Origin of the sequence: Mesorhizobium sp. CA13 (assembly GCF_020165235.1) — a bacterium.
In the GTDB taxonomy this organism is placed as follows: domain Bacteria; phylum Pseudomonadota; class Alphaproteobacteria; order Rhizobiales; family Rhizobiaceae; genus Mesorhizobium.
In genome coordinates this window covers 140,090-163,371 of the sequence record NZ_JAIUHS010000010.1, presented here as the reverse complement: position 1 = coordinate 163,371, position 23,282 = coordinate 140,090, and the positions used below count along the sequence as shown (strand labels likewise).

Genomic DNA, 23,282 nt, shown 5'->3' with positions numbered 1-23,282 from the left:
TGGAGTTGCATAAGGGGACGCTCTGCATCCATGAGCTATAATTTCAAATTTGATGTCCTGCTGCGCTATATCCCCGAGATCGTGCAAGGCGTGCTGCTGACCTTGCAGTTCTCGGTCGTTACCATGCTCTGCGGCCTTGCCATCGGTTTGATCGTCGCCATGGCCTCGATCAGCCCGTTGATGCTGCTGCGCGCCTGCGCCCGCGTCTATGTCGAGGCGCTGCGCAACACGCCGCTGCTGGTGCAGCTGTTCATCGTCTTCTTCGGCCTGCCTTCGATCGGCATCAAGCTTGGCGCCAACACCGCCGCGCTGATCGCGCTGTCGATCAACATGGGTGCCTATGGCGCGGAAATCCTGCGCGCCGGCTTCCAGTCGGTGCGCCAGAGCCAGGTCGAGGCCGGCCGCTCGCTTGGCCTCACCGCCGGCCAGACCTTCCGCCATGTCGTGCTGTTCCAGGCGGTCAAGACCATCTACCCGGCGCTGGCCAGCCAGTTCGTGCTGATCATGCTGACCACCAGCGTCGTCTCCTCCATCGGCGCCACCGAGCTGTTCCACCAGGCCGCCTTTATCGACTCGCGCACCTACCGCTCCTTCGAGACCTACACGCTGATCACCGTTTCCTATCTCGTGCTGACGCTGGGCTTCCGGGCCTTCTTCGCCGGCGTCTACTGGATGGTCTTCGTCAGGAGGCCGCGCCGATGATCCGCGAATTTGGCGGCACCGATATCGTCTACCTGATCGAGGCCGCGCGCTGGACGCTGCTGCTGGCGCTCACCGCCACCGTGGGCGGCGGGCTGCTTGGCATCGTCGTCGCCGTCATGCGCGTCATCCCGTTCAGGCCGCTCAACTGGTTGGCGGTCGCCTGGATCAACCTGATCCAGGGCACGCCGCTGCTCGGCCAGCTCTTCGTCTTCTTCTTCGGCCTGCCGCTGGTCGGCCTCTCGGTCGACGCCTGGACGGCGGCGGCACTCTCGCTATCGATCTACGCTTCAGCCTTCTTCGGCGAGATCTGGCGCGGTAGCCTGCAATCGGTGTCGCAGCGGCAATGGGAGGCAGGCGCCGCGCTGGGCCTCACCTATGCACAGCGCCTCGGCCATGTCGTGCTGCCGCAGGCGATCCGCATCTCCGTCGCGCCGACCGTCGGCTTCCTCGTCCAACTGGTGAAGAACACCTCGCTCACCGCGCTGATCGGCTTCGTCGAACTGACCCGCGCCAGCCAGATCATCAGCGGCGCGACCTTTGCCCCGCTGCCGGTCTACCTCACCGCCGCCGCCATCTATTTCGTCATCTGCTTTTCCCTCTCCCAGCTCGCCCGCATGCTGGAAAGGAGACTTCATGTCGCTCGTTGAAATCGCCGATATCCGCAAGCGCTTCGGCGCGCTCGAGGTGCTGAAGGGCATCTCGCTCAACGTGGAAAAAGGGGAGATCGTAGCAATCATCGGCCGCTCGGGCTCGGGCAAGTCGACCATGCTTCGCTGCATCAACGGATTGGAGAAGGTGCAGGCCGGTCGTATCGTCGTCGATGGGATCGACGTCACCGCCCCGAGGGCCGACCTCAACCTTCTGCGCCAGCGCGCCGGCATGGTGTTCCAGAGCTACAATCTGTTCCCGCACCTCAATGTCGAGCGCAATGTCACGCTGGCGCTGAAGCTGGTGCGCAAGCTCGACACACTGGCCGCCCGCGAAGTCGCCCGCGCCGTGGTCGCCAAGGTCGGCCTCGCCGACAAGCTGCTTGCCTATCCCGACGAATTGTCCGGCGGCCAGCAGCAGCGCGTCGCCATCGCGCGCTCGCTGGCCATGCAGCCGACCCTGATGCTGTTCGACGAGATCACCTCCGCCCTCGACCCGGAACTGGTCGGCGAAGTGCTGCGCGTGCTCGAAAGCGTCGCCAGCGAAGGCATGACCATGATGCTCGTCACCCATGAGATGAACTTTGCCAAGAACGTCGCCGACCGCGTGATCTTCATGCACGAGGGCCGCATCCACGAGGATGGGCCAGCGCGTGAGACCTTGCTCGAGCCTCGTACGGCCGAACTCAGGAGCTTCCTGAGCGCCGTCCTTCACTAAGAAAAGAAAGTCCAACCAGAAAAAGGGGAAATTCCATGTTCAAGCATCTCACCAGGATCGTCACAGCCGTGCTCCTGGCCGGCGCCGTCTCGGCAATGCCGGCGCGAGCGGCCGACCTGCAGAAAATCCTGACCGCCGGCACGGTGCGCATTGGCGTGCCGATCGACGTGCCGCCCTTCGGTTCGGTCGACGCCAAGAACGAGCCGGTCGGTCTCGATGTCGACATGGCCAAAAAGATCGCCGAGGCGCTGGGCGTCAAGCTCGAACTGCAGCAGATCACCGGGGCCAACCGCGTGCCCTATCTGGTCACCGACCGCCTCGACATCGTCATCGCCGCCATGGGCGCGACGCCGGAACGCGCGCTGCAGATCGCCTTCACCTCGCCCTATGCGGCGCTATCGATCGGCGTCTTCGGCCCCGACAGCATCACGGTGAAGAGCCCGGCCGAACTCAAGGACGAGACCATAGCCGTTGCGCGCGGCACGACGCAGGATCTCGAACTGACCAAGGCCGCGCCCAACGCCAAGATCGTGCGCTTCGACGACGACGCCACCGCCGCGGCAGCTTTCACCTCCGGCCAGGCGCAACTGCTGGCCACCGCCGATGTCGTGGCCAAGGATTTGATGGACAAGGACGCCAAGGTACAGCTGAAGCCCAAATTCATCCTGCAATTCTCGCCCTGCTACATCGGCATCCAGCAGGGCAGCCCCGAGCTGCTGCGCTGGCTCGACACCTACATCCATCTCGGCATGCTCGACGGCTCGCTCTCGGCGCTGTCGCAGAAGTGGATCGGCACCACCCTGCCGACCCTGCCGCCGATCTGAGCTTTCGGCGGCGGGGGCCTTCCGCTCCCGCCGCCTCTCCCTCGCCCGCTCCCAACCCCGCAGAGTTTCAAAGAGAGAACATGGCCCGCATGTCCACCGCCCGCACCACCATCGATTTCGACCGTTCCGGCAAGCAGATCGGCTTCGTCGACATTCCGCATTCGCCGCATGACGACGCCTGGGGCGCGACCCGCATTCCGCTCGCGGTGATCCAGAACGGCAACGGCCCGACCGTCATCCTGCAGGCCGGCAACCATGGCGACGAGTATGAGGGGCCGATCACGCTCGGCGAACTCATCCGCGATCTCGACCCGGGCATGGTCAGCGGCCGTATCATCTTCCTGCCGGCGATCAACCTGCCGGCCGTGCTGGCCGGCCGCCGTACCTCGCCTGTCGATGGGCTGAACCTCAACCGCACGTTCCCGGGCGATCCGACCGGCACTATTACCCAGCAGATCTCGGCCTATGTCAGTGACGTCGTCATGCCGCTTGGGCATGCCTATGTGGATCTTCACTCCGGCGGTTCCTCGCTCAACATCCTGCCCAGCGCCATCATCGAGCCGGCGCCCGACGCCGCCCACCGCAAGCGCAACATGGAAGCGGTGCTCGCCTTCGATGCTCCGCTCACCGTCGTCATCGACAATCTCGGCGAGCCGCGCACCTCCACGGCCACGTCGGTGCGGGCCGGACTGACCACCGTCGGCACCGAGATGGCCGGCGCGGGCACGGTTTCACTCGATGCGCTCGGCATCTGTCGCAAGGGCGTGCGCAATGTGCTGAGCCACCTCGGCGTGCTGCCGCCGACCGGCAAGCCGCCTGCCGCGAGGCCCGAAAACATCCTGCGCATCCCCGGCCATGACGGCTATGTGCTGGCAACCGTCAACGGCGTGTTCGAGCCGTTCCATGCGCTGGGGACGAAAGTGAACGCCGGCGAGGAAGCCGGCCGCATCCACAATCTAGCCGATCCCGGCCGAACGCCGGAAACTGTGCGCTATCTGTCCGACGGCATTGTCTATGGCCGCCGCCAGCCTGGCCGCGTCGCTGTCGGCAATTGCTGCGTCACCGTCGCCACCCGCTATGAAGGAGAGCTGGCGTGATCTCGCTCGAGGACATTCGCGCCGCCGCCGCCCGCATCGAGGGCAATGTCAGGCACACGCCGATGATCGCCGCCGGCAACCTCAAGACGCCGCTTGCCGGCGGCGTCAATCTGATGCTGAAGCTGGAACTGCTGCAGGTCACCGGATCGTTCAAGGCGCGCGGCGCTACCAACAGGCTGCTCTCGCTCGACCCCGCCGGGCTGGAACATGGCATCGTCACCGCGTCGGGTGGCAACCATGGCATAGCTACCGCCCGTGCGGGCTTCATGGCCGGTGTGCCGACAACCATCTTCCTGCCGACCAACGCCTCGCCCGCCAAGATCGAGAAACTGCGGGCCTGGGGTGCGGCCACCCGTATCGTTGGATCGGCATGGCACGAATCCAACGAAGCGGCGCAGGCTTTTGTCAGCGAAACCGGTGCCGTCTACTTCCATCCCTTCGCCGACCCGGCGGTGGTCGCCGGGCAAGGCACGGTGGGCCTCGAAATCCTCGACCAGATGCCCGATGTTACGACGGTGCTCGTCGCCATGGGCGGCGGCGGGCTGGTCAGCGGCGTGGCGACCGCGATCAAGGCGCTGGCGCCGCATGTGCGCATCGTCGGCATCGAGGCGACGGGCTCGCCGGTGCTGCTGCGCGCACTCGAAGCCGGCCGCAATATGGCGCTGGACAAAGTGACGACCTCTGTGGCGACGATGGCCTGTGCCAAGACCGACGACCGCATCTTCGACATTGTCCGCGACAAGGTCGATGAGATTGTGCTGGTCGACGACGACGAGATGCTGCGCGCCGCAAAAAACCTGTGGTTCGAAATGGGCCTTGCGGCCGACCTCAGCGGCGCCGCCGCGATGGCGGCGCTTGCCGAACACCGGGTGCGCCTGAACCAAGGCGAGCGTATCTGCGTGATCGTCTGCGGTGCCGGCCCGGACGCTATTATACAGGTCAGCTAGACTAAGCCTGTGGACTGAAAGTCACAAACACGCCAATTGGCGGCACTGTGATGTCCGCAATTATCTGTCGTCGTCCGGAATTAAGTGGGGCCGCTGACGTCGTGTGCGAAGTCGTTTCGGCGATCGTGTAGAAGCTTGAGCGCGTTCCCCGTTTATTCAGCGGTCGGATTATGGACTACGTGATGGCTCTCAGCGTGAAATTTGGTCTTCCAAACTATGGTCAATCTCATCGCCTGCCACCGCGCCGGTATCTTACTCCCCATCCGCCCTTGCTTAGGCTGCATGATCTCATTCGTTGCGTCAGAGTTCGCTGCCTGCGAGCAAATTTGGTCTGATTGGCGAACAACTTTCCCCCACAACGAGCGCTGGCTGGAAGACCACGTTGCGTCCAGGCAAGGCGACCTTTCCTTCGATACGGTCGATTAGCATGCGGAGTGCCTCATTTGTCATGTCAGTGACCGGATGCTCTGTTCGGGTCAAGCGCGGCTTCAACCCCCCTGCTCCCGCGACCGTATCAGTTGAGGCGATGGAGATGTCCTCGGGACAACGGAGTCCGAGATCGGCAATGGCGCGCATCACGCCGATTGCCATTACGCCATTGGCAACGTAAAGCGCCGTTGGTCGGTCCGGTTGTCCCAGCAGATCGCGCGCGACCGAATAGGCGGTGTCTTCGCGGAATTCGCCGGAACGGACATGCCCGTTTTTCGGGGCGAGTCCCCGTGCCGCCATCGCTTCGAGCATCCCTTGCAGCCGGCCGCTGCCCGTCGTCAAATGCATGGGCCCGGTGATCGAGCCAATGTCGCGGTGGCCAAGATCCAGCAGGTAATTGGTCGCCTGCTTGCCGGCAGACAGATTGTCGATCGTGACGGTGTCCACGCCGGCGCCACCGATCGAACGGCCGAGCAGAACAACCGGCATGCCGCCCTCGAAATCCCGTCGCTGGTAGTGGCTTTCGGCGCGCACTGGAACGACCACCGACCCATCGCACCCTAGTGTTCGAATGCGCGAAAGAATGCGTCTTTCGATGTCGGGCTTCTCGTCGCTATTGAACAGCACAAGCGAGTAGCCCCAGGCGGCGACCGCCGACTCCGCCGCCGTGACAATGCGGGCATAAAACGGGTTTGCCAGGTCCGCCACGGCAAGCGCGATCAGCTGGCTGCGGCCGCTGCGCAGATTCCGCGCCACCAAGGAAGGTGCATAGCGAAGATCGCGCACTGCGGCGAGCACGCGGCCACGCAATTCCGGACTTACATAGGCCGTGTCGTTGACGACGGCGGAAACCGTCGCCGTCGACACACCGGCGGCCCTTGCGACGTCTTTTATGGTGGCCATCTGCCCTCTTAGCTAATCGTTTAGCTGACCCTTGACGCGAATCCTTTGCCTATTTTATGCCTCTTTGCACGAATTTTCTTGCGAAGCCGCCTAAGATCGGAAAATCTGCCGAAACGGTTAGGCGGTCATCGGCATTGAATTTGAAGGTGCGCGTCCAACCTCACAGGGAGAGAGAACCATGAAAAACCTGACGTTCGGCATTTTCGCCGCAGCCCTGGCATTGTCCGGCGCGCGGGCCAGCGCGGCCGACAAGCCGCTGCTCGGCATCGTGTCGATCAGCGCCACGGAAGCCAACAATGTCCGCTACATCCAGGGCGCAACCAAAGCGGCCGACGAACTCGGCTGGACAGTCACCGTCGTAGACGCGGCGGGCAATGCAGACCAGGCCAACGCAGCCATTCAGAATTTCGCTCAGTTGGGCGCGCACGCCATTGTCGACATGGTGTTCCCGTTCTCGTCGATCGGCGCAGGGCTCGACGCTGCGGGTTCCACAGGCATTCCGGTCGTCACCTGGGGCGGCGGCCTAGGCGGCACCGTTGCCGCCACCAACGGCTCGGGCGGCCCGATGGCCATCCCGGTGGTGGACCTGATGCTCAAGAACATGAACGGCAAGGGTTCCATCCTAGCGCTCACCTATCACACCGGTGAAGTTTGCCGGAATCGCGAGCAGGTCATGGATGAAATGGTCGCCAAATACCCTGATATCAAAGTGACCAAAAACGAGGTGCGCATTCCCGGCTACTTTGAAGATGGCGCGCAGTACGCCAATGCATGGCTCGCCTCGCATCCGGCGGGCGCCGAGAACCTGGCGATCTGGGGCTGCTGGGACGATCCGGCGATCGGCGCGATCGGCTCACTGCGTGCCCAGAACCGCACCGATGTGATGGTATATGGCATCAACGGAAATGCCCAAGCCCTTGAAAATATCAAAAACGGCTTCATGACCGCAACGGCATGGCAAGACAGCTATACCGAGGGCTATAACATGGCAAAGATGATTGAAGAGATCACCGCCGCCGGGAAGAGCTGGACGCCCAAGGCCGCCGAAGTGCCGGCCGTGCTGGTGACCAAGGATACGGCGGCGGATTTTCTGGCCAAGCATCCCGACGCGATACAATAGGTGCAGCCAGCTTTTGACCGATAGGGTGGCAGGAGATACGGCAATGGAGGCGGGGGTACCCATGGCGCCTCCATTTCTTGTCGTGCGCAACATCAGCAAGGCCTTCGGCGGCGCGCAAGCGCTGCGAGGCGCTTCCCTCGACGTTGTCGCGGGGGAGGTTCACGGGCTGGTCGGCGCCAATGGCGCGGGCAAGTCGACGATGATCAGGATCCTTGCCGGCCTCAACCATCCCGATAAGGGTTCGATCGAGATCGATGGGCAAACCGTCGGCATCGAGACGGCGCACCGCGCGACGGAATTTGGCATGAGCTTCATTCACCAGGAACTGGCTTTCGTTCCGGGCATGACTGTCCTCCAGAACATTATGCTCGGCGTGCCAAAACGGTCGCGCTTCGGCTTGACCGATTGGGCAGCCGTCGCCCGCGATGTCGAGCCCATTGCGAGACGCGTCGGCATCACCGCCCCGCTCAACGCAAATGTGAAAGGGCTGTCGACCGCTGAAAACTGGTTGATCAACATCTGCCGCGCGCTGGTCCGCAAATCGCGGCTTATCGTGATGGACGAGCCGACCGCCTCGCTCTCCGCCGCCGAGAGCGAGAAGCTCTTTCTTATCATCAAGGACCTCTCGGCCTCGGGCGTAGCTGTGCTTTACGTCTCGCACCGCCTGGATGAGATCCTGAAACTCTGCGATCGGGTGTCGGTACTGCGCGACGGCGATTCCGTCGCCGAATTCACCCGTGCCGGATTGGACAGGAGAACGTTGGTCGAGGCGATCGTCGGTGCAGACCATGCCAGCAGCGACAGCGGGCCTGGATATTCGCCGCAAAACCATGACATCGTTCTGCGCGTCCAGAACCTTGCACGCCTGCCCAAGGTGCGAGGCGTAAGTTTCGAACTTCGCCAGGGCGAAGTCCTGGGCATCGGCGGTCTGGTCGGCGCCGGACGCAGCGAACTGGTGCGGCTGATCTATGGTGCCGATCGCGCCGACTCGGGCAGCATGACGCTCAGAGGCAAGCCCTACGCGCCGAAATCGCCGGAAGCCGCAGTTGCCGCCGGGCTCGGCCTAGTTCCGGAGGAACGGCGTACGGAAGGGCTTTTCCTGTCGAAGAGCGTCGCCTTCAATCTTGGCCTGGTCAATTTGGACAAGCTTGTGCTCGGTCGCGGGGTACCGCTTCTCAGCCGAAAATCGCAGTCCTCGCTCGCTCGCGAGACGATGAAGCTGCTATCGATCAAGACGGCAAGCATGGACACCCCCGTTGGCCGGCTAAGCGGCGGCAACCAGCAGAAGGTGGTCATCGGCCGCTGGTTGCGGCGCGCGCCGCACATCCTCATTCTCGATGAACCGACCCGCGGGGTCGATATCGGCGCGCGCGCGGAGATCCACCGCCAAATCCGCGAGCTCGCCGCGGCCGGCATGGCGGTTCTCGTCGTCTCCTCCGAACCCGATGAGCTGCCGGAGCTTTGCGATCGCGTGCTGGTGATGGCGGAAGGCCTTGTCGTTCGCGAACTGAGCGGCGCATCGATGTCGCGCTCGGCTATTATCGAGGCAAGCTACGGTGGGCGGGAGCCCTCTACCGAGGGGATGATCACATGAGCGATGTCTCGAGGTACAACAGGCGCCTCACCCCACGCAGCAAGGCTGCGCTCGGAATGTTCGCGCGCTACGCGACCATCCTCGGGCTGCTGGCGATGATCGTCGCCTTTTCCACCCTGTCGCCGAGGGCCTTCTCGACTTTGGGCAACTTCACCAACGTCCTCAACCAGGCCTCGCTTGCGATGATCATCGCAGGCGGCCTGACATTGGCGGTCGTTGTCGGCGAGCTTGACCTGTCGATCGGCTTTGCCGCCAGTCTGCACGGCATTCTCGTCACCGGCTTCATCGTCCATGACAAGCTGCCGATCCCTCTGGCGATTTTTATCGTGCTTGCCCTTGGCGCGCTGATCGGCCTCGTCAACGGTTTCATCGTCACCAAAATGAAAGTCAATTCGGTGATCGCCACGCTGGGCGTCGGTACCATCATCACGGGCATCGCCTTCGCCTACTCCGCGGGGGTACCCATCGTTGCCGGCGTACCGGAGGCCTTCCTTCAGCTTTCGCTCGGCCGCTGGCTCTTCGGCATCCCCAACAACATCGTCGTCATGATTTTCGTACTGGGCATCCTGTGGGTGCTGGTCGAGCGCACCTCCATCGGCCAGGAGATTCAGGCAGTCGGCGGCAACCCTGCCGCGGCACGGCTGGCCGGCATCAACGTCGATCGTATCAAGACGCTTGGCTTCGTGATTTCCGGGATGTGCGCGTCCCTCACCGGCATTCTCCTGGCGTCGCGGCTGGGCAGCGGCACGACCAGCGCGGCGGATTCCTACCTGCTGACGGCGTTCGCAGCGGTATTTCTCGGCTCGGCAACCTTGCGCGACGGCGAGTTCCATGTCCTGGGAACTTTGGTCGGCGCCCTGATCATTGCTTTCGGCTTCAACGGCCTCAACATTTTCGGCGCCCCGACCTTTTCCCAATACGTGTTTCAGGGCGCCATCCTGATCATCGCGGTCGGGCTTTCCAGCCTTGGCCGCTCACTAGCGGAAAGCTGAAGAGGATCACATGGCACAGGCTGAGCATTGGGAGATCTATGTCATCGAGTTCGCGCGGTCGAAGGACCAGCCATGGGTAGATCTGGTCAACGGGATGTACGACGACGGCCCCACGGACCTGCCCTTTTCCTTTATTCTGGCGCGGTGCGGCGACCGCAACGTGCTTGTGGACACCGGCTTCATGAAGGACGAAACCGGCCCCAACTTCTCCGATAAATTCGGCATACCTTGGTGGATTTCCCCGGTTCGCATGCTTGCCGAACTGGGGCTGGCGCCGGACGACATCACCGACATTATTGTCAGCCATGCGCATTTCGATCACATGGGCTCGATTGATCAGTTTCCCAAGGCCCGCCTCTATCTTCAGAAGCAGGAGTTGCTGTCCTGGCACGAGGCGATGGCGCTGCCGCCGCAATACGGCTACCTGACCGCCATCATCGATCCGGACGATCTGCGCGCCGCCTTCGATGCCTCCGTGGAACACCGCCTCACACTGGTCGATGGTGACCGGGACGATCTCCTGCCAGGCATCCACGTTCGGCTGGGACAGGGCCACACGATGGGTCAGCAGTTCGTAATCGTTGAGACTTCGCGAGGTCGCATCGTCCTTTCGGGCGATTGTGTCTACTCATCTCGGCAGATCACTGGCCACAAGCACGACGGTATCTACCAGCCGCTCAACAATGCCGTCGGCAGCGTTTGGGATCAGCTCAAGACCATCGACCGCATCAACACCGAGATAGGAGGCAACCTCGACCGGCTGATTATCCTGCATGATTCCGATCGCTGGAAAGGCCTTCCGGTGGTCAAGGAGGTTGAGGGGTTCCGGATCGTCAAGGCGGCATGATCATATCTCATAGTGTGAAAGTCCCATTTTACATTGCCGCATTTTCCAAAGACCCAGACGTTCCGAAAGCTGCCAGTCTGCTCGTGGACCTAAGCGGAATGAAGGCTCTTCGCTTTCGATAGGTGGTGAGCAGCGTCGAACTCACAGATGATCAAGGCGAAGGTCGTCAACGACATGGCCGACAAGCCGGTCGGGCACGTCCGCGGGGGTTGAGCTTCGTCACCATCATCTCCTGCACCATTTTCGCTACAGTCTCGGACTCCTCGTGGAACAAGGGGCTCAATACGATCTGCCGGACGCCCATGAGCGGATCCTCGGGCGTTTCAAAGGGACGCCCGTGCAAATCAAAAGGGATCCCGTGGATTACTTCCGCCGTGAAGGGTGCCGACCTTGTGATCACTCGTGCGGCCCTGGCTATCGATTGCGACGTTTTCACCGGAGAGGGCGAGCTGCGCCCGATAGCCGTCGAACTTCATCTCGAAGAGCCAGTTCGTTCCCACCGGAATGCCGTCAGTCAGGGTGCAGAGCTGGAACGGGCGAAATGCTGGCAGCGAATATGTAGGGGTAGATTCTGAGTCCCGACGCCGTGGGCCTTTTTGCTGGAGGACGACCTCTACGACCGGCATGCGGAACTCGAATACGTGGCTCGATTCAATACCCTGAACGAGATTCGGTTCCAAATCGGCATTTCAAGACATTGAACCGGAAGAGTCTGGCTGCGTAAACCGCTTTCGCTTCATCAGTCCGTCCTTCGATGAAGGCCCGGACTCTAATCTCAGATGGAGGAAATTCTCAGTGGCAGGCAAGCTCCCAAAGGGCCCATCGGTCCGACTGAGACCAACCGGGATCATTCCACTCAAGGCCCTCCCATCATGTTGCCAGTTTGGCTGCGTTCATTGTGACCCTCACGATAATGCCGTCGTCCGACCAATCAGTCACGATGGAACCTCCAAGTTGGCCCGTCACGCTTCGTTGGAGCAGCTTGCTTCCATAGCCTTCGGGCCCGGCATGGGCGACCGACGGACCACCTCGCTCCGTCCATACTACACAGACCTCCGTCTCCGTGGACTCGCCCGAGATATCGAGGGTCCCCGATGTAACAGAGAGGGCGCCATACTTTAGGGAATTCGTCGCCAGTTCATGAATCACCAAGGCCAAGGTTGTTGCCGACTGCTCTCCGATTCCCATACGCGGAACAGCGACGCGAACGCGCCCACTGAAGGCGCCCGAATCGTCATAGGGCGCCAGGAGCACGGCTATGAGATCGCCCAGCAATGCCGCCTTCCCCTGGTTCCTGGCGAGGGGACGGACAACGTCGTGAGCTCGGCCGAGAGCTGTGAGGCCCTGTGTAAGCTCCCTCGCCATTTCCTCCACCGAAGAGACGGATCGAGAAGTCAGAGTGGTGAGACTAGCAGCGATGGCGAGGAGGTTCTTGACGCGATGGCTCATCTCTCCAGCCAGGAGTTCATGCCCCTCTTCCGCCTGCTTGCGGCCGGTGACGTCCAGGAAGACGCCCGACATTTGACCTTCGTGGAGGCCCTCGTCATTGCCCAGGCCGCGCGCGGAAATCCATCGGATGTGCTCGCCTAACAATATTCGGAAGTCGATTTCATACGCCCCCACCAAAGCCCGCGTTGCGGTAAATGCAGCACGCACCCTGTCCCGGTCCGCAGGGTGAATGCGAGACGAGAGGTCTTCGAACGTAACCTTGTTGGCCTGCGCCAATCCCCAAAGGGCGAAACCCTGCTCGTCCATCGCGAAGGCGTCCGTTTCTACGCTCCACGACCAGAGGGCGACCCCCGCCGCATGAAGAGCGCGCAAGGTTTTTTACCTGCCAAAGAGGATGATTCTCGTCGCTAAAGGGCATGGTCTTCCTCACTGTATGCGAGATTGCATAGGCGCGCATCGTCCTATGTGCTGGCGCGTACGCGTTGATGTACCGATAGGTTTGAGACGCAGGTATCATACTAAACCAGCGCTAAGATGTCCTCTGAAGCGGACGATAACGGCTAACGCCTACCAACGGGAAGGGCCAACGACCGGCCTGCTCCCGGCCACCTTTGCGCGCCGACCCCGGTCCCGCGCCAACTTACCCACATTGCGATGCCGTCGATCTCGCTTAATTGCCAGCGTCTAGCCGACACTCGATTCATTGGCGTATCGTTCAATCCTTGTGGCCGGATCTGTCACCCTGATCCTCGTTCGTTTTGCCAGGCCTTTTCGACACTGTTCTGTTCTTCGCCACCGTCCGGCCGGTTCAGCGTGACCGTGCAGCGGATTAGCGTGTTCCAGTCGGGTCCGTGCTCGATGATCAAGTGCAGCTCGGTAATCTCTTCGAGGAAATGTTCGATGCTGATGGGCCCATTCTCGTGCTGATATTCAAGCACGGCTTTCCACCGCTTGTCGCCGTGCAGCGTCACCACATTTGTCATCGGACACTCCCCGTCAGCGACACCGACTCATTAAATCTTAAAAATCTTATACCGATTCCCTGGGTACGCCGCCGCAGTCTTGTCCTGCTAGACGCAGGTACCTGGATGCAGCGTATCGGTCAGCACGCCCGAATTGTTCGCGCCTCAAGCCCCTTATGGCCTCGACTGTAAGTGATGATCACCTTCTGGCCGACTTCCAGGTTTGCCACGCCGCTGCGGGTCAAAGTAGTCGCATGGACAAACACGTCCTTCTCCCCGCCATCCAACGCGATGAATCCGAAGCCCTTGTTCAGATCGTATCGCTTTACGACGCCAGCGGCTTCCTGCTCTTCGCGTTCCAGTGCAGGACCTGCGGCTTCGGCGGATCGCTTCGCAACCGTCGGGGAGGACGCACCGTCTCCTACGCTTACAGAGACAACTTCGACAACCTGGGCCCCTTTCTGGCCGGGTTCGGTTCGGACCTTCAGGCGTGCCCCCTCGGGAACGCTGTCATATCCCGCGGCCTGCAACTTCGAGAGGTGAATGAAGGCATCAGAACCATCGCTGAGCCTCAAGAAGCCGAAACCCTTCTCGGCGTTTAACCAGAGTACCTCAGCATCATGCAAGAAGGTCGTCCCTGACGAAAGCCGGGTTGGTGCTGGCCTGCGGTCGAAATAACTCGGTTCCGAACTCTCATGCTGGCTATCGCGCTCGAAGCCCTGGCTTCGCGACTGACGGTGTTCCCGATATTTGCCCATTCCAGCAACGGCCCTAGAGGAAAAGATTGCATTATCACCGGGAGTGAGCAGCGAGCAATATCAATCCGGTTGCTGAGGTGGTGCACTGGAAAACTTCACCGTCGAAGGTGGGTGAGCAACTCAGTTCAATGGATCGGTCGGGCATCAGCCGGATCTGGGGCATGGCTGAAACCCGCGTGGAGGATTATGCTTTCTCTAAAGGTGTGCAAGCACTTCAGGCGGGCTGATGCATGTGCCCGGAAATAAGCGTCGGATTTCGCAACAATTACATGAAAGGTTAAATTTCAAACGTGCGTTAATGCGCAAAGGCCAACAAGCCGTTGTCGCGAAGGCTGGCTTTGCCTCAGACCCGATTGAAGGTGAAGGATGTCAGAAGCGTGGTGACGAAGTTGCTTGCCTTCTCCTTGACAAGAACCTCGGTCCATTCGTCGGTCCCTCGAAGCCTCAGGTCCGTGTAAATACTGTCGACCGCAGCTTCTTCGATGCGCTTGATATGTGACTTGAACGCAGCTTCACCGTCCGTCCTGTAAATATCCCGCACAATCATTCGCAGGATCTCCTGGATGGCGATCTGCCAGGCGGTATTAATCGTCTGAAGCTCGCTGGATTTTTCGGACATCCAGATCTCCTTGGTCTTGACAGCCATCGACAAGAGGCGGCGATACACGCCAAAATTAGCCGGTCGGTGGGCCGGAAATAAAAAAGGTCAGGCTATTTCAGCCTGACCTCGCTTGGTCTCACGCTTTCATCAGTGCCAGTACATCCGTGGTCAAAGGAAAGCTGAACCAATCAAACGGCCTGCAGGTTGCAGGCAGACATCTTGCCCGACTTGTTGTCGCGCTCCATTTCGTAGCCGATCTTCTGGCCTTCGACGATTTCGCGCATTCCGGCGCGCTCGACGGCAGAGATGTGAACGAAGGCGTCTGCGCCGCCATTGTCAGGCTGAATGAAGCCGAAGCCCTTGGTGGAATTGAACCATTTAACTGTGCCAGTGGTCATGATGAACCCTTTCATAGCAAGATTGTACGACGGCGACGCGAGAGCGCTGCCGATTTGTGATGATGACGATTTTGAAGGGAAGGTTCGTTCAGGGCGCGGTGCCAAACGCGCGATAACCAAAGCTCAGCAAGCAATATCGACGCGTAAATTCATACGCTACCTCAAAGGCGACGTCAACTTTTGGTTTTGGAAATCGTTACCTCAACTTTTTGTTGCCGACCTGGAGATGCCATCGAGGTCCCGCCCTAGAGGGAAGCGACTGGGATAGAAGCAGACGAACCGGAGGACTTCCGACCGCCATGCCCCTGCTGTGGCGGACGAATGATCGTCATCGAGGTTTTCGAACGGGGGAGGAGGCAGCCGCGGGGACCTCCGAACGCATCGGCACCGATCCGGGAGACCGCTCCATGAACCGGCATGCCCTGATTCAGCCTCCAGCCGCAGGCGCTCAATCTGCGGCGATGGACCCACGCGCGCCCATGGTGTCCAGCCGCGATCGTCAGCATCGCCTCCGATGCCGCCTTGAACTACAGGTCGTAGACCAGCGCCTTGTTGTGGAAGGCAATGGCGGCGACCTCGGCGGGCAGCGTGAACACGACATGGAAGTAGCCGACCGGCAGCAGGTCGGCCTCGCGCTAGGCCAGCCATGTACGCACGGCCGCGCCCTGGCACCTGGGACAGTGCCGGTTGCGGCAGGAGTTTATAGGCGATCCGCCATTGGCCGCAGTCCTCACAGGGCTCGACGTGACCGCCGAGCGCCGCGGTGCGGCAATGCTCGATCGCCGACATCACTTTGAGCTGGGCGAGGCTCAGATGCCTGCATGGGCGGCCCGATAGGCGGGGCCGGCAGCACGGAAGATGTCGGCAACCTCGATCGAGGCGCACGGCTCAGGCGGGCGGCGTCTTGCTTTCCATCAGCGCCATCAGCCGGTCGAGCCGTCCTGCGACCGCATGGATCGTCCGCGTCGAGACCTTGGTGTAGAGCGCGGTGGTATCGAGCTTGCTGTGGCCAAGCAGCACCTGGATGACGCGGATATCGACATCCTGTTCGAGCAGGTGGGTGGCGAAGCTGTGGCGCAGCGTGTGCGGGCTGACGCGCTTGCGGATGCCGGCGGACCGCGCAGATCGGGGCACACGATGGTGCGATTTGGCGGCTACCAATGGCGCGACACGGTGCCAGTTGCATAACTGCGCTGATGGCCATGCAGCAGCTGCAGAACAGGACGACCGGAACCGCCCTGACGGACGCCAACACCGCCCACATCGATGAAGTTTGAGGCCGTTGAACATGCCGGGGGCAACCCGATGAACTCGTCAAGCCACTCCCTTGCCGCCGGTAATACCGTACACCTCTCCATTGATTGAAGCTTGCCTCCTGCGAGGCAAGCAGCACGAAGACGGGTGCCAGCTCCGCCGGCCGCCCTGGCCGGCCAAAGTCGCTGCCCTTGCCGAAATTCTCGACCTTTTCGTCCGGCTGTCCGCCGCTCGGTTGCAATACAGTCCACACCGGCCGGGCGCCACGACATTCGCGCGAATACCCCGCTCAATTAGCTGCTTTTCGAGTGCTTTGGTGTAGGCGACGATCCCAGCCTTTGGTCGTGGCATAGTCCAAAAGGATCGGTGAAGGCTGATAGGCCTGGATCGAAGCCGTCGTGATGACAGAGGCGCCGGCCGGTAGATGGGGAACTGCCGCCTGCGCGATCCAATGCAGCGCATAGAGGTTGGCCTTCATAGTCTTGTCGAAGTCGTCGGTCGACAGTTCCTCAATCTTCTCCCGGTACTGCTGCCGGCCGGCGTTGATGACCAGAATGTCCAGACCCCCGCTTGGCGTCCGCCTCTTCTTCCGGCAGATAGGAAATAGCGACGTCCGCGCCTTCGGGCAAAAGCGATCGCAGCGGCAAGGCCGATTCCTGAATCGCCGCCTGTCACCAGCGCCTTGCGCCCTTGCAGCCGACCAGAGCCGCGATAGCTCTCCTCGCCATGGTCGGGTACCGGATCCATTTTTCGGGCGAGGCCCGGCATGGCCTGCGGTTGCTCGGGAAAAGGCGGCGCCGGGTATAGCTTTCTGGATCTTGAAGGGACCAGCGATCGGTCATGGGGTCTTCCAACATTGGGGAGGCCGGGCTTTCGTTTGCCCGACAAGCCGCAACGGTGGACGGACGCATTCGTTCTTGTGACATTGCCGATCGATCACGGCGACCGGAACGGCTGGTAGATCCGCGCGTTCTCAACAGATCTTCCAGAAACGCGAAACCAGGAGCGCGCCGTGGGGCTGTTTACGAAAGACATCAAGACGATGGACGATCTGTTCCTCCATGTACTGCAGGACATCTATTATGCGGAGAAGCAGATCCTGAAGGCCCTGCCCGACATGGTCGAAAAGACAACCAACCGGGATCTGACGGCGGCTTTCAAGGCGCACCTTGATGAGACGGAAAAACACGTCCAACGCCTCGAGCAAGCGTTCGAGCTCATCGGCGAGAAGCCCAAGGGGACGACCTGCCCGGCGATAGACGGCATCATCAAGGAAGCAAACGAGATTGCCAGCAACGTTGCCGAGAAAAAGGTGCTCGACGCCGCCTTGATCACTGCGGCGCAAGCAGTCGAACACTACGAGATCACCCGCTACGGAACCTTGATCGCGTGGGCGCAGGAGAGCGGCAATGCGGCTGTCGCCCGCCTTCTCACCACAACGCTCAACGAGGAAAAGGCGGCCGACAAGAAGCTGACCACGATCGCCGAACGAAAGGTCAACCAGAAGGCATCCGGCTGACCGGCAGTGGTCCGAAGGTATCGGCATGAACGCGCTTGACGAACAAACCCGATCGCTCTGGATGAATGTGGACGTCTATCCTGACGCGCCGCGATTCAGCGGCAAGGAGAGCTGCGACACCGTGATCATCGGGTCCGGGATCGCCGGGCTGTCAGTGGCCTACGAGCTTGCCAGCGTCGGTCAAAAGGTGATCGTCATCGATCGCGGCCCGATCGCCGGCGGCATGACATCGCGGACCACGGCGCACTTGGCGCCGATTTGCGACGACGGCCTGAGCGCGCTGATCAACTTGCGCGGCGAAGAGACGGCAAGACTATTTCAGAAAAGCCAGGAGGCAGCGGTTGCGCGCATCGAGCAGAACGTCGCCGAGTTGGGGATAGATTGCAATTTCCGCAGGCTGGACGCCTTCCTGTTTCCGGCGATGGGGGTGGACCCCAAGGAGGCCCGCGATCAGCGACAGGAGGAATTCGAGGCGGCACAAAAGGTTGGCGCGGCCGCTAAACTGGTCACCGGCGTGCCGCTCAAAGGTTTCGAGAAGGCGCCTGTGCTTCGTTACGCCAATCAGGCGACCTTCCATCCGCTGCGATATCTCCGCGGTTTGTCCACGGCAATCCGCGACAAAGGCGGACGCATCTTCGCCAACAGCCCCGTGATCTCCGTTGAGGAATTGCCGGAGGGCGGCGTGCGCGTCTCGACCGAAAACGGTGGTGTGATTGAAGCGGCGACTACCGTTGTCGCCACAAACTCGCCGATCAACGATCGCTTCGAACTGCACACCAAAATGTCGCCATATCGCACTTATGCGATGGCGTTCACCTTACCGCGCGGCGATCTGCCCGATGCGCTGTTCTGGGATACCGGCGACCCCTATCACTACGTACGGATCAATCCCGGTCCGGGCTCAGTCGATTATCTGATCGCCGGTGGCGCCGATCACAAATCGGGCGAAGCCGACGATGGCGACATACGCTTCGAGGCGGTCGAGGCATGGATCCGTGCCATCGTTCCGACCCTCGGCAAAAAGGTGAACCGCTGGTCGGGGCAGGTCCTCGACACGATCGACTACTGCGCCTTCATCGGGCTCAATCCCGACAGCAAGTCGGTCTATGTTGTCACCGGCGACTCCGGGCAGGGCATGACGCATGGCGCGCTTTCCGGCCTGCTCGTCAGGGACCTAATCTTGGGTAACGAGAACCCGTGGACGTCGGTTTATGCGCCATCCCGCAAAACGCCCTCCGGCGTAGTCAACTATGTTCGGGAAAACCTGTCCGCAGTCAAAAATTTCGGCGGCTATCTGCTGCCGGGCGAATTGAAGTCACCGGGCGAGCTGGCGTCTGGACAAGGGGGGATTCTTCGCCAGGGCCTCCACAAAATCGCCGCCTGCCGCGACATGGGCGGAAAGCTTCATCTTCATTCAGCCGTCTGCACGCATTCCGGATGCGAAGTGGCCTGGAATTCCACCGAGCAGTGCTGGGACTGCTCCTGTCACGGGTCGCATTTTGCTTCCGATGGGACCGTACTCAACGGCCCTGCGGTCGCCCCTCTGCACCCAGTCGACGCGCCGGCCGGAGAGACATGATGCCCATACTCGAAAGCGCAAAGAAGATCGTCGAGAAGATGACGGGCTGGCAGCGGCCCTCGAGCGACGATCTCGATCGGTTGGTCCGCTCGCGCAAGGCGAACACTTTCGGTTTCGAGGATGACGGCATCATTCCCAACCACCCGTTCTGGCCGCTGATCGTCTATCGCGGCGTGGCGATGTTGCCTGCCGATTTCGATCCGGCCGCAATCTTTGAGGACCTCTTCGCACGCAATGGCTGGCAAGGGTCCTGGCGAAACGGCATCTACGACTATGTGCATTACCATTCCCGTATTCATGAGGTCCTTGGGATCGCGCGTGGAACGGGGAAGGTGCAGTTCGGCGGCAAGCGTGGGCGCTCTCTGACAATCAAGGCAGGCGACGTCGCCATCTTGCCGGCGGGCACGGGCCACGAGTGTCTCGACGCCAGCGACGACTTTTTGGTCGTCGGCGCCTATCCGCCGGACGGGACCTACAACGAATGCAGCAGCAGCGAAGACCATGCCTGCGCGGTCAAGACCGTTCCGAAAGTCGCGAAACCCCGACAGGATCCCGTCTACGGTGGCGACGGTCCGCTTATCGACCTTTGGAAAGCACCTCGCTGAGCGCGGACGACAGATGAGCACCTCGGCCCCATTTCCCCTGTCGACCGACACAGCTCCCATGGAAGCGAAACGTGCTGACGCCATCCCGGATGATCAGGGTGTCTGGCAATACGAGCCCAAGTGGGACGGATTTCGCTGCCTGGCGTTCAAGGCCGGCGATGCGGTCGACATCCGCGCCAAGTCCGGAAAGCCGCTCGCACGGTATTTTCCTGAGCTTGTCGAATTCTTACGCGACCTGTCGGGGACGCAAATCGTCATCGACGGCGAGATCCTGATCGAATGCTGCGGCGAGTATTCCTTTGACGCCTTACAGATGCGTCTTCATCCGGCCGAAAGCCGCATTCGCAAACTTGCGGTCGAGACGCCCGCCAAGCTGATGCTGTTCGATATGCTGGCTGATCAAACCGGACAGATTCTCACCGACCGGCCGCTCTCCGAGAGACGTGCCGCGCTGGAGGCGTTGGTCAAATCCATAGGAAACGCGGGAATCGAACTTTCTCCTGCGACTTTGGACTTTAAACAGGCCCAAAAGTGGCTGGGGGACTCAGGCGGCAAGACCGACGGTGTGGTCGCGAAGCAGCTCGACGGTCCGTATCTGCCTGGCGAGCGAGCCATGGTGAAGGTTAAGCGGATGCGGACGGCCGACTGCGTCGTCGGCGGCTTCCGCTATCTTGCGGAGAGGCGCGAAGTAGGATCCTTGCTGCTCGGTCTCTATGACGAGGACGGCAAGCTCGACCACGTCGGCTTCACCTCCACTATTTCCAACGACGAACGGGCCGCGCTGACCGGCCGTCTGGAGGCATTGCGCGAATCGCCAGGTTTCACGGGCAACGCGCCTGGCGGGCCGAGCCGCTGGAGCACGCAGCGCAGTGGCGACTGGGAGCCGCTGCGGCCGGAACTGGTCGTCGAGGTCCGTTTCGATCATGTGACAGGCAACCGTTTCCGGCATGGCACAAAGCTGCTGCGGTGGCGACCGGACAAGGCGCCTCGCCAGTGTACGTTCGACCAGTTGAGGTAAGACAACTCGGAGCTATTGGCCCTATTCCCCGTTGAGAGGGCAGAGGTCATGCAATGGACATCAGCGCCCCGAAGAGAGAAATTGGGCTCGAAGAGCGACGCGAGCGCCGCCGGCTGCGCCGTGAAAAGCAGCGCGCCGACAACATTGGGCGCGCGGAGAAAATGCACCTCGCGCGCTTGGCGGCGAAAGAGCCGGGCAGCTCACCTACGCAACTGGCGAACTCGTATTATGTCGGCTGCTCCGGATGGTTCTACTGGAAATGGCGCGGGAATTTCTATGCGGCCGAGATGTCGACATCTGAATGGTTCAATCATTATGCGCAGCAGTTCGAAACGGTCGAGATAAACGCATCCTTCTATTCCTGGCCGACCGTCGCGAACGTTAAAAGCTGGCTTCGTCAACCAGGATCGCGCACGTTCGTCTACACCGTAAAGGTCTGTGAGTTGATCACACATATCAGGAAGTTCGAGGACACCGAGATCCTGGTCAAGGACTTTGGACTGATTGCTGACATCCTTAGCGAACGGATGGGCTGTTTCCTATTCCAACTCCCGCCGAGCTATCGTTTCACCGAGGAAAGGCTCATCGCTATTCTCGGCCAGCTCGATCACACACGCCGCAACGTCGTGGAGTTTCGTCATAAAAGCTGGTGGAATGAGACCGTCTATTCCGCTTTCCGGGAGAAAGGCACGATATTCTGCTCTTGCAGCGCTCCCCGACTTCCGGACGTTCTGGTTCGCACAGCCGACGATATCTACGTGCGAATGCACGGCCCGGAGCGCTGGTACCGGCACGACTACACTGACAGCGAGCTGATCGAGTGGGCCGAGCGGATACGCGACAGTGGGGCGCGGAGAGCCTGGGTTTATTTCAACAACGACTACGAAGGCTTCGCACCCAAGAACGCTTTGACCATGCGACGACTGCTCGGACAGGCAGGCTTCGATAATGGGCGATCCGATTCCTACATCGCGTCCGCCGATAACCCAGTCACCACGGTGTGAAATCAAGTATCCGGACGGACCCGTCGACAATACTAACAAACCAGCCGGATGGTCGCTTCCACGTCATCCATTTAAATTACTTCGAAGCGCGTGTGCATATGTAGCGCAGGGGCACCGAGCGGAGCCCCGTCGCCACGCCGCCCCGATTGGTATGGACCAGACGCGCGTCGGTCGGGCTTTGTCCCCATAGGCCTGGAGCTGGTAAAGGATTCCGTCCTCGTCCGCTGCGGCTTTCAGCAGGTCGAATACGACGGGATTGGTGTGCCGATGACATAGGCGCCAGCCTCTCATGCGAGCTGCGTTACCATAGAACCGACTGCGCCTGCCGCGCCGTGCGCAAGCACACTCTGGCCTGCCTGAAGGCGGCCGTGCTGGAACCGTCCCTGCCACGCGGTCAGACCTGAGATCGGCAGGCTCGCGCCAACCGTGAAGTCGACATCGCCAGGCAGTGGCGCGAGGTTGCGAGCCTCCATGGCCACATATTCTGCCAGCGTGCCGTCGCGGTGATAGTCGGCGAGTCCGAACACCCGCTGCCCCAGCGACAGCCCCGTCGTGCCGTAGCCGAGAGCGATGACCACTCCAGCCAGCTCGTGACCCGGAATCGACGGTGTTCGTTCACGGTTGCTGCGATCGATCCAGGTCGAGGGCCACGCCAACTCAGTTCCGACGAATCCCGAAGCATGAATCTGAACGACGACATCGTTTATCGCCGCCTGCGGCTCGGGCCGCTCCACCAGCTTCATCCCGGCGGTACCTGCCGCCTGGTCCGTCACTACGGGGTAAATTGCTGCTCTGGTCGTCGGAGCCATTTGCGCCCCAAATCCGGATTTTTGTGACCATCAGCCGCGCGGCTTTGGCGGGCGCTTCATTATAAGAAGCTCCTTTACATCATGCAGATCGTCTGCCGACGATATGGCGATCGTCAGCCATTTTCCGTCGATGTATGACTTGGCTTCGTCGTAGAGGTTGATCAGTTGCGGACGCCAGATATAGCGTTGCTCCTCAAACTTCTCTCGCTCCGCTCTGCCCATGACCACGACGGCCGAAAGCCGTCGGTATTCCGGCACCAGGGTGGTGAACGCCTTGGTCTTCTTGTATCGCAAGGACCAACCGCGCTTCTTACCGCCGTAGAGCCAGTCCGGCGTAAAAACTGCGGGGTAGAATTCGTCGATCCAGTTCCGCAGCTCGGCCCAATGCTCGAACGTCCCGGGTCCGATCCATTTGCGGACGGCACTGTCATCGGGCGGTGTTGATTTGTCGGTGATCCTGTCGCCGATCTGGGGAAGCGTAGCACTAGGTAAAACCATCGAAAGAC

The 23,282-nt window shown here is 61.1% G+C and carries 24 protein-coding genes and 4 pseudogenes; 16 read left to right on the top strand and 12 right to left on the bottom strand.

Annotated features, from left to right (window positions below; all coding sequences use genetic code 11):
- Window positions 1-30: 30 nt before the first annotated feature.
- From LB566_RS22010 to LB566_RS21985, 6 genes are all read left to right on the top strand, one after another.
- A complete protein-coding gene (locus LB566_RS22010) occupies window positions 31-702 on the top strand; it encodes an amino acid ABC transporter permease (protein ID WP_140551919.1) in 672 nt (223 codons plus the stop codon).
- Entirely contained in the window at window positions 699-1,349 is a 651-nt protein-coding gene (locus tag LB566_RS22005; RefSeq protein ID WP_140551918.1) for an amino acid ABC transporter permease, read from the top strand. Before LB566_RS22010 ends, LB566_RS22005 begins: the two co-directional genes overlap by 4 nt.
- Window positions 1,336-2,067: an amino acid ABC transporter ATP-binding protein gene (locus LB566_RS22000; protein WP_140551917.1), complete on the top strand. Its 732-nt coding sequence runs from the start codon at window positions 1,336-1,338 to the stop codon at window positions 2,065-2,067. The genes LB566_RS22005 and LB566_RS22000 overlap by 14 nt, the downstream gene beginning before the upstream one ends.
- A gap of 35 nt (window positions 2,068-2,102) precedes the next feature.
- Window positions 2,103-2,891, top strand: coding sequence for a transporter substrate-binding domain-containing protein (locus tag LB566_RS21995; protein WP_140551916.1), 789 nt, complete (start codon window positions 2,103-2,105; stop codon window positions 2,889-2,891).
- 80 nt (window positions 2,892-2,971) lie between these two features.
- Window positions 2,972-3,988, top strand: a complete 1,017-nt coding sequence (locus LB566_RS21990; RefSeq protein WP_140551915.1) for a succinylglutamate desuccinylase/aspartoacylase family protein — start codon at window positions 2,972-2,974, stop codon at window positions 3,986-3,988.
- On the top strand, window positions 3,985-4,935 hold the full coding sequence (locus LB566_RS21985) for a threonine/serine dehydratase (RefSeq protein ID WP_140551914.1): 951 nt from the start codon (window positions 3,985-3,987) through the stop codon (window positions 4,933-4,935). The genes LB566_RS21990 and LB566_RS21985 overlap by 4 nt, the downstream gene beginning before the upstream one ends.
- A 300-nt stretch (window positions 4,936-5,235) precedes the next feature.
- Here the strand turns inward: LB566_RS21985 and LB566_RS21980 are convergent, their stop codons facing one another.
- Window positions 5,236-6,267 (bottom strand): LacI family DNA-binding transcriptional regulator, encoded by a 1,032-nt coding sequence (locus LB566_RS21980; RefSeq protein WP_140551913.1) that lies wholly within the window; start codon window positions 6,265-6,267, stop codon window positions 5,236-5,238.
- A 178-nt stretch (window positions 6,268-6,445) separates the two neighbouring features.
- Here LB566_RS21980 and LB566_RS21975 point away from each other — a divergent pair, with 178 nt between their 5' ends.
- The 4 genes from LB566_RS21975 (at window position 6,446) to LB566_RS21960 (ending at window position 10,820) form a co-directional block, all read left to right on the top strand.
- Window positions 6,446-7,387 (top strand): sugar ABC transporter substrate-binding protein, encoded by a 942-nt coding sequence (locus LB566_RS21975; RefSeq protein WP_140551912.1) that lies wholly within the window; start codon window positions 6,446-6,448, stop codon window positions 7,385-7,387.
- Window positions 7,388-7,448: 61 nt separating this feature from the next.
- A complete protein-coding gene (locus LB566_RS21970; RefSeq protein ID WP_224626950.1) occupies window positions 7,449-8,981 on the top strand; it encodes a sugar ABC transporter ATP-binding protein in 1,533 nt (510 codons plus the stop codon).
- Window positions 8,978-9,973 carry an ABC transporter permease gene (locus LB566_RS21965; protein ID WP_224626938.1) on the top strand — a complete coding sequence of 332 codons (996 nt, stop codon included), beginning with the start codon at window positions 8,978-8,980 and terminating at the stop codon, window positions 9,971-9,973. The genes LB566_RS21970 and LB566_RS21965 overlap by 4 nt, the downstream gene beginning before the upstream one ends.
- 10 nt (window positions 9,974-9,983) lie before the next feature.
- Window positions 9,984-10,820 carry an N-acyl homoserine lactonase family protein gene (locus LB566_RS21960; RefSeq protein WP_140551909.1) on the top strand — a complete coding sequence of 279 codons (837 nt, stop codon included), beginning with the start codon at window positions 9,984-9,986 and terminating at the stop codon, window positions 10,818-10,820.
- Window positions 10,821-11,164: 344 nt separating this feature from the next.
- On the opposite strand, the gene LB566_RS21955 is transcribed toward LB566_RS21960, so the two are convergent.
- The 6 genes from LB566_RS21955 to LB566_RS21930 all read right to left on the bottom strand — a co-directional run bounded on the left by LB566_RS21955 (window position 11,165) and on the right by LB566_RS21930 (window position 14,988).
- A complete protein-coding gene (locus LB566_RS21955; protein WP_181172534.1) occupies window positions 11,165-11,500 on the bottom strand; it encodes a hypothetical protein in 336 nt (111 codons plus the stop codon).
- Between the two features lie 190 nt (window positions 11,501-11,690).
- Window positions 11,691-12,575, bottom strand: coding sequence for a sensor histidine kinase (locus LB566_RS21950; protein ID WP_140551908.1), 885 nt, complete (start codon window positions 12,573-12,575; stop codon window positions 11,691-11,693).
- A 431-nt stretch (window positions 12,576-13,006) separates the two neighbouring features.
- A complete protein-coding gene (locus LB566_RS21945; RefSeq protein ID WP_140551907.1) occupies window positions 13,007-13,252 on the bottom strand; it encodes a hypothetical protein in 246 nt (81 codons plus the stop codon).
- Window positions 13,253-13,371: 119 nt separating this feature from the next.
- Window positions 13,372-13,857 (bottom strand): cold-shock protein, encoded by a 486-nt coding sequence (locus tag LB566_RS21940; protein ID WP_224626935.1) that lies wholly within the window; start codon window positions 13,855-13,857, stop codon window positions 13,372-13,374.
- Window positions 13,858-14,332: 475 nt separating this feature from the next.
- Window positions 14,333-14,608, bottom strand: a complete 276-nt coding sequence (locus LB566_RS21935) for a hypothetical protein (protein ID WP_140551905.1) — start codon at window positions 14,606-14,608, stop codon at window positions 14,333-14,335.
- 170 nt (window positions 14,609-14,778) lie between these two features.
- Window positions 14,779-14,988: a cold-shock protein gene (locus LB566_RS21930; RefSeq protein WP_027145347.1), complete on the bottom strand. Its 210-nt coding sequence runs from the start codon at window positions 14,986-14,988 to the stop codon at window positions 14,779-14,781.
- A 273-nt stretch (window positions 14,989-15,261) separates the two neighbouring features.
- Here LB566_RS21930 and LB566_RS21925 point away from each other — a divergent pair.
- Window positions 15,262-15,399, top strand: a pseudogene (locus LB566_RS21925) (IS91 family transposase); the annotation flags it as partial.
- A 119-nt stretch (window positions 15,400-15,518) separates the two neighbouring features.
- Here LB566_RS21925 and LB566_RS21920 read toward each other — a convergent pair.
- The 3 genes and pseudogenes from LB566_RS21920 to LB566_RS21910 all read right to left on the bottom strand — a co-directional run.
- Window positions 15,519-15,863 (bottom strand): annotated as a pseudogene (locus LB566_RS21920) (transposase zinc-binding domain-containing protein); the annotation flags it as partial.
- Window positions 15,864-15,876: 13 nt separating this feature from the next.
- Entirely contained in the window at window positions 15,877-16,278 is a 402-nt protein-coding gene (locus LB566_RS30395) for a tyrosine-type recombinase/integrase (protein WP_140551904.1), read from the bottom strand.
- Between the two features lie 24 nt (window positions 16,279-16,302).
- Window positions 16,303-17,084, bottom strand: a pseudogene (locus LB566_RS21910) (SDR family oxidoreductase).
- Window positions 17,085-17,254: 170 nt separating this feature from the next.
- Between LB566_RS21910 and LB566_RS21905 the strand changes: the two are divergent.
- Genes LB566_RS21905 through LB566_RS21885 form a run of 5 tightly spaced genes read left to right on the top strand, consistent with a single transcriptional unit; the run spans window position 17,255 to window position 21,967 of the window.
- The gene (locus tag LB566_RS21905) at window positions 17,255-17,761 is read left to right on the top strand and encodes a ferritin-like domain-containing protein (RefSeq protein WP_140551903.1); all 507 of its coding nucleotides are present in this window, start codon (window positions 17,255-17,257) and stop codon (window positions 17,759-17,761) included.
- A 25-nt stretch (window positions 17,762-17,786) separates the two neighbouring features.
- Window positions 17,787-19,340, top strand: a complete 1,554-nt coding sequence (locus LB566_RS21900) for an FAD-dependent oxidoreductase (protein WP_140551902.1) — start codon at window positions 17,787-17,789, stop codon at window positions 19,338-19,340.
- Complete coding sequence (locus LB566_RS21895; RefSeq protein ID WP_140551901.1) at window positions 19,340-19,945, top strand: cupin; 606 nt, start codon at window positions 19,340-19,342, stop codon at window positions 19,943-19,945. Before LB566_RS21900 ends, LB566_RS21895 begins: the two co-directional genes overlap by 1 nt.
- Window positions 19,946-19,958: 13 nt before the next feature.
- Window positions 19,959-20,963, top strand: a complete 1,005-nt coding sequence (locus LB566_RS21890; protein WP_140551900.1) for an ATP-dependent DNA ligase — start codon at window positions 19,959-19,961, stop codon at window positions 20,961-20,963.
- 53 nt (window positions 20,964-21,016) lie between these two features.
- Complete coding sequence (locus tag LB566_RS21885; RefSeq protein ID WP_224626917.1) at window positions 21,017-21,967, top strand: DUF72 domain-containing protein; 951 nt, start codon at window positions 21,017-21,019, stop codon at window positions 21,965-21,967.
- A gap of 290 nt (window positions 21,968-22,257) precedes the next feature.
- Here LB566_RS21885 and LB566_RS21880 read toward each other — a convergent pair.
- Window positions 22,258-22,776 (bottom strand): annotated as a pseudogene (locus tag LB566_RS21880) (alcohol dehydrogenase catalytic domain-containing protein); the annotation flags it as partial.
- A 30-nt stretch (window positions 22,777-22,806) separates the two neighbouring features.
- Window positions 22,807-23,274: a DUF3788 domain-containing protein gene (locus LB566_RS21875; RefSeq protein ID WP_140551899.1), complete on the bottom strand. Its 468-nt coding sequence runs from the start codon at window positions 23,272-23,274 to the stop codon at window positions 22,807-22,809.
- Window positions 23,275-23,282 lie beyond the last annotated feature (8 nt).

Coding starts and splice junctions, on each gene's coding strand:
- LB566_RS21930 (WP_027145347.1), bottom strand. CDS start 14,988: ATGACCACTGGCACAGTTAAATGGTTCAATTCCACCAAGGGCTTCGGC.
- LB566_RS21965 (WP_224626938.1), top strand. CDS start 8,978: ATGAGCGATGTCTCGAGGTACAACAGGCGCCTCACCCCACGCAGCAAG.
- LB566_RS30395 (WP_140551904.1), bottom strand. CDS start 16,278: ATGTTCAACGGCCTCAAACTTCATCGATGTGGGCGGTGTTGGCGTCCG.
- LB566_RS22000 (WP_140551917.1), top strand. CDS start 1,336: ATGTCGCTCGTTGAAATCGCCGATATCCGCAAGCGCTTCGGCGCGCTC.
- LB566_RS21995 (WP_140551916.1), top strand. CDS start 2,103: ATGTTCAAGCATCTCACCAGGATCGTCACAGCCGTGCTCCTGGCCGGC.
- LB566_RS21945 (WP_140551907.1), bottom strand. CDS start 13,252: ATGACAAATGTGGTGACGCTGCACGGCGACAAGCGGTGGAAAGCCGTG.
- LB566_RS22010 (WP_140551919.1), top strand. CDS start 31: ATGAGCTATAATTTCAAATTTGATGTCCTGCTGCGCTATATCCCCGAG.
- LB566_RS21935 (WP_140551905.1), bottom strand. CDS start 14,608: ATGTCCGAAAAATCCAGCGAGCTTCAGACGATTAATACCGCCTGGCAG.
- LB566_RS21980 (WP_140551913.1), bottom strand. CDS start 6,267: ATGGCCACCATAAAAGACGTCGCAAGGGCCGCCGGTGTGTCGACGGCG.
- LB566_RS21960 (WP_140551909.1), top strand. CDS start 9,984: ATGGCACAGGCTGAGCATTGGGAGATCTATGTCATCGAGTTCGCGCGG.
- LB566_RS22005 (WP_140551918.1), top strand. CDS start 699: ATGATCCGCGAATTTGGCGGCACCGATATCGTCTACCTGATCGAGGCC.
- LB566_RS21885 (WP_224626917.1), top strand. CDS start 21,017: ATGGACATCAGCGCCCCGAAGAGAGAAATTGGGCTCGAAGAGCGACGC.
- LB566_RS21875 (WP_140551899.1), bottom strand. CDS start 23,274: ATGGTTTTACCTAGTGCTACGCTTCCCCAGATCGGCGACAGGATCACC.
- LB566_RS21950 (WP_140551908.1), bottom strand. CDS start 12,575: ATGGACGAGCAGGGTTTCGCCCTTTGGGGATTGGCGCAGGCCAACAAG.
- LB566_RS21970 (WP_224626950.1), top strand. CDS start 7,449: ATGGCGCCTCCATTTCTTGTCGTGCGCAACATCAGCAAGGCCTTCGGC.
- LB566_RS21900 (WP_140551902.1), top strand. CDS start 17,787: ATGAACGCGCTTGACGAACAAACCCGATCGCTCTGGATGAATGTGGAC.
- LB566_RS21990 (WP_140551915.1), top strand. CDS start 2,972: ATGGCCCGCATGTCCACCGCCCGCACCACCATCGATTTCGACCGTTCC.
- LB566_RS21890 (WP_140551900.1), top strand. CDS start 19,959: ATGAGCACCTCGGCCCCATTTCCCCTGTCGACCGACACAGCTCCCATG.
- LB566_RS21895 (WP_140551901.1), top strand. CDS start 19,340: ATGCCCATACTCGAAAGCGCAAAGAAGATCGTCGAGAAGATGACGGGC.
- LB566_RS21975 (WP_140551912.1), top strand. CDS start 6,446: ATGAAAAACCTGACGTTCGGCATTTTCGCCGCAGCCCTGGCATTGTCC.